Annotated in this window: 9 protein-coding genes and 2 riboswitches; of the genes, 1 reads left to right on the top strand and 8 read right to left on the bottom strand. The window is 70.7% G+C overall.

From position 1 onward, the window contains the following. Positions 1-526 precede the first annotated feature (526 nt). Positions 527-823: a GIY-YIG nuclease family protein gene (locus D9R14_RS07365; RefSeq protein ID WP_121622664.1), complete on the bottom strand. Its 297-nt coding sequence runs from the start codon at positions 821-823 to the stop codon at positions 527-529. A 505-nt stretch (positions 824-1,328) separates the two neighbouring features. Further along, positions 1,329-3,512 (bottom strand): NAD-dependent DNA ligase LigA, encoded by a 2,184-nt coding sequence (gene ligA / locus D9R14_RS07360; RefSeq protein WP_121622663.1) that lies wholly within the window; start codon positions 3,510-3,512, stop codon positions 1,329-1,331. A gap of 202 nt (positions 3,513-3,714) precedes the next feature. Here ligA and D9R14_RS07355 point away from each other — a divergent pair, with 202 nt between their 5' ends. After that, positions 3,715-5,673: a c-type cytochrome gene (locus D9R14_RS07355; RefSeq protein ID WP_121622662.1), complete on the top strand. Its 1,959-nt coding sequence runs from the start codon at positions 3,715-3,717 to the stop codon at positions 5,671-5,673. Between the two features lie 238 nt (positions 5,674-5,911). On the opposite strand, the gene ku is transcribed toward D9R14_RS07355, so the two are convergent. From ku to gcvT, 6 genes are all read right to left on the bottom strand, one after another. Beyond that, positions 5,912-6,739 carry a non-homologous end joining protein Ku gene (ku, locus tag D9R14_RS07350; protein ID WP_121622661.1) on the bottom strand — a complete coding sequence of 276 codons (828 nt, stop codon included), beginning with the start codon at positions 6,737-6,739 and terminating at the stop codon, positions 5,912-5,914. Positions 6,740-6,854: 115 nt separating this feature from the next. Further along, a complete protein-coding gene (locus tag D9R14_RS07345) occupies positions 6,855-7,073 on the bottom strand; it encodes a Trm112 family protein (protein WP_121622660.1) in 219 nt (72 codons plus the stop codon). A 123-nt stretch (positions 7,074-7,196) separates the two neighbouring features. Further along, complete coding sequence (gene gcvPB / locus D9R14_RS07340; RefSeq protein WP_121622659.1) at positions 7,197-8,768, bottom strand: aminomethyl-transferring glycine dehydrogenase subunit GcvPB; 1,572 nt, start codon at positions 8,766-8,768, stop codon at positions 7,197-7,199. Next, positions 8,765-10,108, bottom strand: coding sequence for an aminomethyl-transferring glycine dehydrogenase subunit GcvPA (gcvPA, locus tag D9R14_RS07335; RefSeq protein ID WP_121622658.1), 1,344 nt, complete (start codon positions 10,106-10,108; stop codon positions 8,765-8,767). The genes gcvPB and gcvPA overlap by 4 nt, the downstream gene beginning before the upstream one ends. A 37-nt stretch (positions 10,109-10,145) precedes the next feature. Continuing rightward, on the bottom strand, positions 10,146-10,523 hold the full coding sequence (gene gcvH / locus D9R14_RS07330; protein ID WP_121622657.1) for a glycine cleavage system protein GcvH: 378 nt from the start codon (positions 10,521-10,523) through the stop codon (positions 10,146-10,148). 17 nt (positions 10,524-10,540) lie between these two features. Further along, the gene (gene gcvT, locus D9R14_RS07325; RefSeq protein WP_121622656.1) at positions 10,541-11,686 is read right to left on the bottom strand and encodes a glycine cleavage system aminomethyltransferase GcvT; all 1,146 of its coding nucleotides are present in this window, start codon (positions 11,684-11,686) and stop codon (positions 10,541-10,543) included. Between the two features lie 62 nt (positions 11,687-11,748). Continuing rightward, positions 11,749-11,855, bottom strand: a riboswitch (glycine riboswitch). Positions 11,856-11,858: 3 nt separating this feature from the next. Beyond that, positions 11,859-11,958, bottom strand: a riboswitch (glycine riboswitch). Positions 11,959-12,169: the final 211 nt, after the last annotated feature.

Genomic DNA, 12,169 nt, shown 5'->3' with positions numbered 1-12,169 from the left:
CCGCCGTCGCCCTCCGGCTTGACCGGAGGGCCCATCCGGCGGCCGGGCGGGAGGCGGGGAGGGGGCGTGGATGCTCCGGTCGAGCCGGAGCATGACGGCGGTGCGGGTTTTCTGCGTTCCGCTGCCCCCCTCGCCGCCGTCGCCCTCCGGCTTGACCGGAGGGCCCATCCGGCGGCCGGGCGGGAGGCGGGGAGGGGGCGTGGATGCTCCGGTCGAGCCGGAGCATGACGGCGGTGCGGGTTTTCTGCGTTCCGCTGCCCCCCTCGCCGCCGTCGCCCTCCGGCTTGACCGGAGGGCCCATCCGGCGGCTGGGCGCGATGCGGGGAGGTCGCTTGGATGCTCCGGTCAAGCCGGAGCATGACGGTGGTGCGGGTTTTCTGCGTTCCGCTGCCCCCCTCGCCGCCGTCGCCCTCCGGCTTGACCGGAGTGCCCATCTGGCGGCCGGGCGCGATGCGGGGAGGTCGCTTGGATGCTCCGGTCAAGCCGGAGCATGACGGCGGTTTTGCCCGCACGGGCGCCGCCCCGCTCACCCGAGCGCGATCTCGTCGAACAGGTCGCGCCAGTCGGGATTGTCCTTCTCCACCAGATCGATCTTCCACTGCCGCAGCCACGCCTTCAGCCGCTTCTCGCGCTGGATGGCGCCAAGCGCCGTGTCGTGCGTCTCGAACCAGACCAGGCGATGGACATGGTAGCGGCGGGTGAAGCCGGGTCCGGTGCCGAGCCGGTGCTCGAACACGCGGCGCGTCAGGTGGTTCGTCACGCCCACATAGAGCGTCCCGCGCGGTCTGCTGGCGAGGAGGTAGACGAAATAGCGCCGCGCCATGCTCCGGCTCCGCTGCGGTTGCAGGCAGAATGACGGGGTGGCGGGTGGTTGGCCAGGGCTTGGATGCTCCGGTCAAGCCGGAGCATGGCGGCGGTATTTGGGGATGCGGCTGGATGTGATCCGGTTGGGCGGTGTTGCCGCCGACATCCGCTCCTCTCACCGCCGTCGCCCTCCGACTTGATCGGAGGGCCCATCTCTCCGCCGGGCGCGAGGCGGGGAGGGTGTATGGATGCTCCGATCAAGCCGGAGCATGACGGTGGTGCGGGTTTTCTGCGTTCCGCTGCCCCCCTCACCGCCGTCGCCCTCCGGCTTGACCGGAGGGCCCATCTGGCGGCCGGGCGCGATGCGGGGATGGAGCGTGGATGCTCCGGTCAAGCCGGAGCACAACGGCGGTTTTGCGGGGATGTGGCGAGGCGCGATGCGGTTGGCCCATGGGCGACGGTGATCCGGTGGTGCTCTCCCGTGTTCAACAAAACTCAAGACTGTTGAACACGCCCCGGCCCCCTCACCCCACCCGCTCAAACCACTCGTCCTCGGTAATCACCTCCACCCCCAGCCCGCGCGCCTTCTCCAGCTTGGAGCCGGCGCCCGGCCCCGCCACCACCAGATCGGTCTTGGCGGAGACCGAGCCGGCGACCTTGGCGCCGAGCCGCTCGGCCATGGCTTTCGCCTCGTCGCGGGTCATGCGCTCCAGCGCGCCGGTGAACACCACGGTCTTGCCGGCCACCGGGCTTTCCGCCGCCACGCGCTCCAGCGGCTGGGGCTCCACCTCGGCGAGCAGCGCCGCCACCACGTCCAGATTCCGCGGCTCGGCGAAGAACTCCACCACCGCCTCGGCCACCACGGCGCCGATGCCGTCGATGGCGATCATCTCGGCCCAGGCCTCGTTGCCCTTGGGGTGGTCTTCCCCCGGCATGACCGCCGCCAGCGCCCCGTCGCGCAGGGCCTCCACGGTGCCGTAATGGCGCATCAGGCGGCGGGCGTTGGTCTCGCCCACATGGCGGATGCCGAGCGCGAACACGAAGCGGTCCACCGCCACGCGCCGCCGCGCCTCGATGCCGGCGTAAAGGTTCTTGGCCGAGGTCCGGCCCCAGCCGTCGCGGTTCTCAAGGCGCTGGAGGTCCTTCGCGTTGCGCGCCTCCAGCGTGAAGATGTCGGCGGGGGAGCGGATGAGGTTCCACTCATAGAGCGCGGCCACCTGCTTCTCGCCCAGCCCCTCGATGTCGAAGGCGTTGCGGGAGACGAAGTGGCGCAGCCGCTCCACCGCCTGCGCCGGGCAGACAAGGCCGCCGGTGCAGCGGCGCACCACGTCCTCCTTGCCGGTCTTGGGGTCCACCTCGCGCACCGCGTGGGAGCCGCAGGCGGGGCAGGTGTGGGGGAAGGCGTAGGGCAGGGTGCCCGGCGGGCGGTGCTCGGCCAGCACCCGCACCACCTGGGGGATCACGTCGCCCGCCCGCTGCACCACCACCGTATCGCCGATGCGGATGTCCTTGCGGGCGATCTCGTCCTCGTTGTGCAGCGTGGCGGAGGAGACCACCACCCCGCCCACCGTGACGGGCCGGAGCTTCGCCACAGGGGTGAGCGCCCCGGTGCGCCCCACCTGGATCTCGATCTCGTCGAGCACCGTGGTCGCCTGCTGCGCCGGGAACTTGTGGGCCAGCGCCCAGCGCGGCGAGCGCGAGACGAAGCCGAGCCGGCGCTGCAGATCGAGCCGGTCCACCTTGTAGACCACGCCGTCGATGTCGTAGCCGAGCCGCGTCCGCTCTTCCTCGATCTTGCGGTAGTGGGCGATCAGCTCCGCCGCCGTGGTGGCGCGGATGGTGAGCGGGTTGGTGGGAAAGCCCCAGCGGGCGAACGCCTCCACCATGCCGTGCTGGGTGTCGGCCGGAAGGGAGGAGGCCTCGCCCCAGGCATAGGCGAAGAATTTCAGCGGCCGGGCGGCGGTGATGGCCGGGTCGAGCTGGCGCAGCGAGCCGGCGGCGGCGTTGCGCGGATTGGCGAAGACCTTCTCGCCGGCCTCCGCCTGCCGCGCGTTGAGCGCCGCGAAATCGGCGGCGGACATGTAGACCTCGCCGCGCACCTCCAGCACATCCGGGACCGGCGGGACCTCCGAGTCGGGATTTTGCGAGATTTGCGCGGGACCGGCCGGGATTTGGACGGGAATAACGGGAATAGTGCGGACATTCGCCGTCACGTCCTCCCCCTCCTGCCCGTCGCCGCGGGTGGCGGCCACCACGAGGCGCCCGTTTTCGTAGCGCAGTGAACAGGATAGCCCGTCGATCTTGGGCTCGCAGGTGAACGCCAGCTGGTCCCCGTCCTTGAGGTTGAGGAACCGTCGGACACGGACGACGAACTCCTCAACCTCCTGATCGGAAAAGGCATTTGCCAGCGAAAGCATGGGGACCGCGTGGGTCACCTTGCCGAACTTCTCGGACGGGGCGGCGCCCACCTGCTCGGAGAGGCTGCCCTCGCCCTTCAGCTCCGGGAAGCGGGCCTCGATGTCCTCGTAGCGGCGCCGAAGGAGGTCGTATTCGGCGTCGCTGATCTCCGGCTCATCCTTTTGATAATAAAGGGAATCGTGGCGGCGGATCTCGTCCGCGAGCGCCGCGTGCTCGTTCGCGGCCTCGGACTGCGTCAGCGCCTCCACGGCAATGGAGCGGGCGGCGGGGGCGGGGTGGGGCGCGGTCATGTCAGGTCCTCTGGCCCCCCTATGTGGCAAAGCCCGCCGCCCCCGGCAACTCGCCCCGCAGCGTCGTCCTCCGGGAAAGTCCGGGCTGCAATGGCGTCGCTATTTTGTAAGATGTCCAAGCTAGGGCTAAGACACGATTCTTTCGCGCAGCGGCGCGGACGGGCGGGTTCGGCGACGCGGGCGACGACATAAGGGGGCAGGAATGCGCAGGGTTATCAATGTGTTCGGCGCGCTCGTCGCGGGTGGCATGCTGGCCTGCGGCCCAGCCTTCGCCCAGACTGCGGACGATGCCGCCCTGATTGCGCGCGGCGAATACCTCGCCAAGGCGGGCGACTGCATGCCCTGCCACTCGGCCGATCCCAAGGCCAAGCCGTTCGCCGGCGGGCTCGGGCTGAACACGCCGTTCGGCGTCATCTTCTCGCCCAACATCACCTCCGACCGGTCCACCGGCATCGGCGATTGGACCTACGACCAGTTCGTCAACGCGGTTCGCAACGGCATCCGGGCCGACGGCGCCTACCTCTACCCGGCCATGCCGTTCGACGCCTATACCGGCATCTCGGACGACGACATGAAGGCGCTGTGGGCCTATGTGCGGCAGATCCCGCCGATCCCCAACACGCCGCCGGAGAACGGGCTCGCCTTCCCCTTCAACATCCGCCTCGGCATGCTCGCGTGGCGTGAATTGTTCTTCACCGAGAAGCGCTTCGCCCCGACGGCCGGCAAGAGCGAGGCGTGGAACCGCGGCGCCTATCTCGCCATCGCGCTCGGCCACTGCTCGGACTGCCACACCCCGCGCAACCTGATGGGCGCCACCAAGGCCAAGCACCTGTTCCAGGGCGCCGAGATCGACGGCTTCTGGGCGCCGGACATCGACACCGCTTCGCTGAAGAAGAACGGCTGGACCGACGACAGCCTCTCGGCCTTCTTCAAGAGCGGCTCGGCCACCGGCAAGACCTCGGTGTTCGGGCCGATGGCGGAGGTGGTGCACGATTCGCTCACCTTCCTCACCGATGCCGACCGCACCGCGCTCGTCACCTACCTCATGGACGCCCCGCCGCCGCCGGACCGCCCGGCGCCGCAGGCCGCTTCCCCCTTGTCGCCGCAGGCTTATGCGCGCGGCTCGACGCTCTATGTGGACAATTGCATCGCCTGCCACCTCGACAAGGGCACCGGCCGCGCCGACACCATCCCGCCGCTCGCCGGCAATCCGGCCGTGGTGGCTGCGGAGCCCTACAACGTCATCATGGCGGTGCTCGGCGGCCTGCCCGCGGGCGGCACCTACGGCGCCATGCCGTCCTTCGCCGGCCGGCTCGACGACGGCCAGATCGCCGACCTCGCCAATTATGTGCGCACCTCCTGGGGCAATGCGGCGCCGGCCAACGTGACGCCGGGCATGGTCGCCGCCTGGCGCGCCACCGCCCATGTGCCGGACTACGGCACGCAGGCCGCCTCCGCCTTTTCCTGTCCGGACGTGGGCGGCGCGCCCGGCGCCGACGGTCCCGATCCGAAGGCGGTGGCCGCGCTCTCGTCCATGATGGCGGGGGGGCAGCGCTCCATTCCCATGATGGTGGACACCTACAAGGCCACCAATTCCGACGCCGGCAACGGCACCATCGTCGACGCGCTCACCGCCGCTTATTGCCCGGTGGTGGCCAAGAGCAAGGCGCCGGACTGGCAGAAGTATTCGGAGCTGCGGCGCTTCACGCTGCAGGCCGCCATGGAGGTCTCGCGCCGTACCGTGTCGGGCCCGGTGGACAGCCAGCCGATCATCTGGGCGCTGCCGGTGGGGACGTCCCTGGTGGTGAAGGAGCCGGCCTCGCTCGCGGCCAAGCTCGCCTGCCCGGCGGACGACGGCAAGGCGGTGCCGGCCGCCCTTTCGGCCGCCGCAGCGAAGGCGCTGGGCAAGCCCAAGCCGCCGGTCTCGGGATCGACCGCATCCTCGCTCGCCACCACGCTCGCGGCGCAGAACCCCAAGGCGAAGCTGGCGGACGTGGCGAACGCGATCATCGTCTCCTACTGCCGCGTGGTGGCGGCGCTTCCGGCGACGTCGGTGGCGGAGCAGAACGCGCTGCTGAACGGCTTCGGCCAGCAGGTGGTGCAGGCGCTCCAGCTCCTGCCGCCGCCCAAGGTGGCCGCCGCCGCTCCCGGCAAGAAGTAAGCGGCGGGGGCGCACTTCCCCGGCCCCCCAACCGCCGTCATGCCCCGGCTTGTCCAGGGCATCCACCCGACGGCTTGCCCCCGACGCCGCACGCAGACGCCCGCCCGGCGGCGAAGTGGATCCCCCGGACGAGCCGGGGGATGACGGCGCGGTCGACGGCATAGGGCAGGGATGCCATGGGCGCGCTGCGGCGGAAGCCAAGAGCCGCGCGGCAAGGCGAGCGCGACCGCCGGGCGGTTCATTTCCCCCGGCGGGGCGCCTTTTCGGCGGCCAGCGAGCGGCGCAGGGCCTCGGTGATGTCCACCACGTTGCTGCCGGGGTCGGGCGCGGCTTCGGCCTTCCCGGAGGCCGCCGCCTTGCGCGGGCGGCGCGCCTTGCTCTTGCGCGCGGCGATCAGTTCCAGCAGGCGGGCCTGGACCGGATCCTCCACCAGGTCGTCGGACCAGTCCAGCATCTTGCCCGAGATCAGCTTGCCGATCAGCGCCGCGGCGTCGCGCGAGGGCTTGGGCGCGTCGGCGAGGCCGGTGAAATAGGCGTCTTCCGGGCGCACCTCGTTGCCGAAATGCAGCGTCCACAGCACCAGGCCCTTGCCGTCCGGCCGCAGCAGCACGGCGCGCTCGCGCCCGTAGAGCACGAGGCGCGAGACGGCGGCAGTGGCGGTCGCGGCCATCGCGTCGCGGATGACGCAGAACGCCTCTTCGCCCACCTTGTCGGCCGGGGTGAGGAAATGCGGCCGGTCGTACCAGATCCAGCCGATGCTGCCGGCATCGACGAAGCGGTCGATGTCGATGGTGCGGGTGCTCTCAAGCCGCACGGCGTCGAGGTCGGCGTCCTCCAGCATGACGTAGGCGTCCTCGCCCACCGGGTAGCCCTTGACCTCGTCGTCCTCGTCCACCGGCTTGCCGGTGAGGGCATCGACATAGCGGGCTGCGACGCGGTCGCCGGTCTTGCGGTTGACGGTATGGAAGCGCACCTGGCCGCTGGCGCTGGTGGCCGGCATCATGGCGACTGGGCAGGTCACAAGGGAGAGCTTCAGATAGCCGGTCCAGAAGGCGCGCGCCGCCATGGTGTCACCCTCCGTCCCTTGGCTGCGCAGCGCAGCCCTCCGTCGCGATCTCGGGCCGCACGGTCGTGGCGGCCCCTTTTATCGTCAACGGGTTATCGGAAAGCTGGTTCCGCCCTCAGCGGCGCTCGTTCAGTTCCGCCTCGTCGAGGGTGCGCGCTTCGTCGGCCAGCATGATCGGGATGCCGTCGCGGATCGGAAACGCGAGGCGGGCCGGGCGCGAGATCAGCTCCTGCCGCGCGCGGTCATATTCCAGCGGCGCCTTGGTGAGCGGGCAGACCAGGATTTCCAGGAGCTTGGGGTCCACGTCCTGGCCTGAGCGCGGGGGAATGGCCATGTCTGTCAAACCTTGTCTCAGCTGCCTCGCAGCCTTGGTCGTTCGACCGGTGAAGCGGCGTCGGCGGCACCATAGACGCCGCCGGCCGCCGCTTCACGCGGTTTTTTGCCCCGCCTAGCGGCGCTATTCGGCCGCCGCGCCGAGCGGGGCGGACTTCAACCAGCGCAGCACCGGGGCGCGGGCGGCGCGGGTCTCGTCGAGGCGCCGGCGCGGGGCGTAATAGGGCGCGCCCAGGAAGCGCGCCGTGTCGCCCGCCTTCGCCGCCAGTGCGAGGTCGCGCAGGGTGGCGATGAAGAGGTCGAGGGAGGCCTTGGATTCGCTCTCGGTCGGCTCGATCAGCATCGCGCCATGCACCACCAGCGGAAAATAGACCGTCATGGGGTGGTAGCCCTCGTCGATCAGCGCCTTTGCCACGTCCAGCGTGGAGATGCCCGTGCCGGCGAGCCAGGTGTCGTCGAACAGCGCCTCGTGCATGGCGGGCCGGTCCGGGAACGGCACGCTCATGAGGTCGTTGAGGCTGGCGCGGACATAGTTGGCCGACAGCACCGCGTCCTCGGACGCCTGGCGCATGCCGTCCGCCCCGTGGGACAGCATCCAGGCGAGCGCCCGCACGAACATGCCCATCTGGCCGTGGAACGCGCTCATGCGGCCAAGCGCGGCCTCGGCGCCCGCCGCGCCCTCGTCCTCCACCAGGGTCAGCGCGCCGCCGTGCTCCACCACGCAGGGCACCGGGGCGAACGGCGCCAGCGCCGGGGACAGCACCACCGGCCCCGCGCCCGGCCCGCCGCCGCCGTGCGGCGTCGAGAAGGTCTTGTGCAGGTTGATATGCATGGCGTCGACGCCCAGGTCGCCGATGCGCACCTTGCCGAGGATCGCGTTGAAGTTGGCGCCGTCGGCATAGAAATAGGCGCCGGCCTCATGCACCGCGGCGGCGATCTTCACCACGTCGGGCTCGAACAGGCCGCAGGTGTTGGGGTTGGTCAGCATGAGGGCCGCCACCTCGGGCGAGAGAGCGGCCTTCACCGCCTCCACGTCCACCGTGCCGTCGGCGCGGGCGGGGATGGCGCGCACCTCGTAGCCGATCGAGGCGGCGGTGGCGGGATTGGTGCCGTGGGCGCTCTCGGGCACCACCACCACGTGGCGGTGGCCTTGGTCGGCGGCCAGGTGGGCGGCCTTGATCGCCATCATGCCGCACAGTTCGCCATGGGCGCCGGCCTTGGGCGGCAGCGCCACGGCGGCCATGCCGGTGAGCTCCAGCAGGTAGCGCGACAGCTCCGTCATCACGGCCAGCGCGCCCTGGACGGTGGAGACCGGCTGCAGCGGATGGATGTCCGCGAAGCCGGCGAGGCGCGCCATCTTCTCGTTGAGGCGCGGATTGTGCTTCATGGTGCACGAGCCGAGCGGGAACAGGCCGCTGTCGATGCCGTAATTCATGCGCGAGAGGCGCACGTAATGGCGCATGGCCTCGGGCTCGGAGAGGCCCGGCAGATCGGGCGCGACCTTGCGCTCCAGCCCGCCGAGGCGGGCGCGGAAGTCCGGCGGCTCGGGAATGTCCACGCCGGTGACCTCGGACCGGCCGATCTCGAAGATCAGCCCTTCCTCAAGGTCCAGCCCCCGGTTGCCGGTGAAGGTGGCGGGCGCCTGCGCGGCGGTTCCTGCGGTAGGGGCGGTGGCGCCCCGGCCTTCGCGGTTCATGCCAGCACCTCCTTCAGCGCGGCCGCATAGGCGGCGCGGTCGTCTTCGGTCGTGGTCTCGGTGGCGGCGACCAGGATGAGGTCGTCGAGGCCGGCCTTCGGCGCAAGGCGGGAATAGGGGACGCCGCCGAGCACGCCCTTCTGCGCCAGCCTCTCGATCACGTCCGCCGCCTTGCCCGGCACGCGGATGGTGAATTCGTTGAAGAACGTCGCGTTCAGCACCTCCACCCCCGGCACCGCCGCGAGCCGCTCGGCGAGGTCGCAGGCGCTCGCATGGTTGAGGCGCGCGAGCCGCGTCAGCCCCGTGCGCCCGAGCAGCGACATGTGGATGGTGAAGGCCAGCGCGCAGAGGCCGGAATTGGTGCAGATGTTGGAGGTCGCCTTCTCGCGGCGGATGTGCTGCTCACGGGTGGAGAGCGTCAGCACGAAGCCGCGCCGGCCTTCCGCGTCCACCGTCTCGCCGGCGAGGCGGCCGGGCATCTGGCGGATGAATTTCGGCCGGGTCGCGAACAGGCCCACATAGGGGCCGCCGAAATTCAGCGCATTGCCGATGGACTGGCCCTCGCCGACGACGATGTCGGCGCCCTGGGCGCCCGGCGGCTCGACGAGGCCGAGCGACACCACCTCGGTGAACACCGCGATCAGCAGCGCGCCGGCGGCATGCGCCTTCGCGGCGATGGGCTTCAGGTCCACGAGATTGCCGAACACGTCCGGCGACTGCACGACGATGCAGGACACGCTCTCGTCGATGGCCGACAGCAGGTCTTCCCCGCCCGCCGGCACCGGCGCCAGCGCCGCCACAGCGTCGTCGGCATAGCGCGAGACGGTCTCGATGGTGGCGCGGTAATGGGGGTGCAGGTTGCCGGCCAGCACCGCCTTGCGCCGCCGGGTGACGCGGTGGGCCATGAGCACCGCCTCGGCGGCGGCGGTGGAGCCGTCATACATGGAGGCATTGGCCACCTCCATGCCGGTCAGCTCGGCCACCTGGGTCTGGAACTCAAACAGGTATTGCAGCGTGCCCTGGGCGATCTCGGGCTGGTAGGGCGTGTAGGAGGTGAGGAATTCCGAGCGCTGGATCAGGTGGTCGACGCTCGCCGGCACGTGGTGGCGATAGGCCCCCGCGCCGACGAAGAATGGCACCGAGCCCGCCGGCACGTTCTTCGCCGCGAGGCGGGCAAGCTGCCGCTCCACCTCCAGTTCGCCCTTGGCGCGCGGCAGATCGGGCAGCTCGCCCTCGCGCTTGTCCTTCGGGATGTCGGCGAACAGGGCGTCCACGGAGGCGATGCCGATCCGCGCCATCATCTCGGCGCGGTCGTCGGCGGTCAGCGGCAGGTATCGCATGATGCGGTCTTTCTCAGGCAGGCGGCACGCGCACGCGTCAGCCCAGCGTGTCCAGGAAGGCCTTGTAGGCGTCGGCATCCATGAGGGCGTCGAGCTCCGCCGGGTCGGCGAGCTTCAGCTTCAGGAACCAGCCCTGGCCCTCGGCGTCGGTGTTGACGAGGCCGGGATTGCCCTCCAGCTCGGCGTTCACCTCCACCACCTCGCCGGAGAGGGGGGCATAGACTTCGCTCGCCGCCTTCACGCTCTCGACGACGGCGGCCTCCTTGCCCTTCTCCACGGTCTTGCCGACGTCCGGCAGCTCGACGAAAACCACGTCGCCGAGCTGGCTCTGGGCGTAGTCGGAGATGCCGACGACGGCCACCGCGCCGTCGACGCGGACATATTCGTGGTCCTTGGTGTAGCGCACGCTGGTCATGGTCTCAGGCCCCCGGTTCAGGATTTGCGGTGGTAGCGCGTCGGCATGAAGGGAAGGGCGACGACCGAGGCGGGCAGCGCCTTGCCGCGCACCAGCACTTCGAGCGCGGTGCCGGGCGCGGCATAGGCCGGCGGCACATAGCCCATGGCGATCGGCGCGTTGAGGCTCGGCGCGAAGCCGCCCGAGGTCACGACGCCGATGACCGCGCTGGCGGCGGCGATCTCGGCCCCCTCGCGCGCCGGCTGGCGGCCCTCGATCCTCAAGCCAACGCGGGTGCGCTGCGTACCCTCGGTCAGCTCGCGCTGGATGCGCACCGCGCCGGGAAAGCCGCCATCGAGGCGCCGGCGCTTCTGGATCGACCAGGCGAGCGCGGCCTCGATCGGCGAGGTGGACAGGTTGATGTCGTGCCCGTAGAGGCAGAGCCCCGCCTCAAGCCGCAGGCTGTCGCGCGCGCCGAGGCCGATGGCGCGCACCTCCGGCTCGGCCATCAGGCGCGCCCAGAGCAGCGGCGCCTCCAGCGCCGGCACGGAAATCTCGAAGCCGTCCTCGCCGGTATAGCCGGAGCGCGACACCTGCATGGGGAAGTCGTCCACCAGCAGCACCGCGGCTTCCATGAAGCCGAGGCCGAGCGCGTCGGGGCAGTGGCGCTCCATGACCATGGCCGCCTCGGGCCCCTGGAGCGCGATCAGCGCGCGGTCCTCCACCACGTCGAGCCGCACGGAGGAGGGCAGGCGCGCGGCGATGTGGGCGAAGTCCACCTCCTTGCGGGCGGCGTTCACCACCAGCAGCAGGCGCCCGTCATTGGCCTCGCCGGCGGGGCGGGTGACCATCAGGTCGTCGATGATGCCGCCGTCCTCGGCGGTGAGCTGGGAATAGCGCTGGCGGCCCTCGGCAAGATTGAGAATGTCGGCCGGGATCAGCGCCTCGAGCGCGCGGGCGGTGGCGGCGTGGTCGCGCCCCTGCAGGATCGCCTGGCCCATGTGGGAGACGTCGAACAGGCCCGCATGGGTGCGGGTCCAATTGTGCTCGGAAAGGATGCCGTCGGCATATTGCACCGGCATCTCGTAGCCGGCGAACGGCACCATGCGGGCGCCGAGGGCGATATGTTCGGCGTAGAGCGGGGTCTTCTGGAGGGGACCCGCGTGTTCGTCCGGCTGCGCCATGAAAGGCTCCCGACAGGATGCGCCAAGCTGGCGGACCCGTGTCCGGGTCCGCGCGGCGCCCCCTCTGTCCGGGAAACCTGAGAGATTTCACCACGCCTCGTGGAAGGGCGCGGCTTACTCCTTCGGTGAGCGCCTGCCTCCGTCGCGGGAGGTGCGCTGCTTTCCAGAGTCTCGTCCCCCTGCGGCCCTTTTGCCTGAGCGGTTCCGGGGCGGTTGCGCCTTCGGCGCCGGCTGCGCCCCGAAAGGCCGCCGGTCTCTCCCGCAGGGATCGTCCGATCGGCTTCGCGCCACTCCTGATAGGCGAGTCGCGATGCCGTGCCGCAGCATAGGGGATAAGGCGATGGCGTCAATGCGGGAGGGCGCCGATGCGCGTTCCGGCGCAAGGACCGGCAGTTTCTCCGGTCATCGCCGGCGCTTCCGGGCCATCGGAAGATGCCGGTGACGGCACGCGCGTAGTTCCCTCCGCCGCCGTTACTGTCATGG

It is taken from the genome of Xanthobacter tagetidis (assembly GCF_003667445.1).
Lineage (GTDB): Bacteria > Pseudomonadota > Alphaproteobacteria > Rhizobiales > Xanthobacteraceae > Xanthobacter > Xanthobacter tagetidis.
Note: the sequence above shows the minus strand (reverse complement) of the source record. Positions and strands in the feature narration are given on the sequence as shown.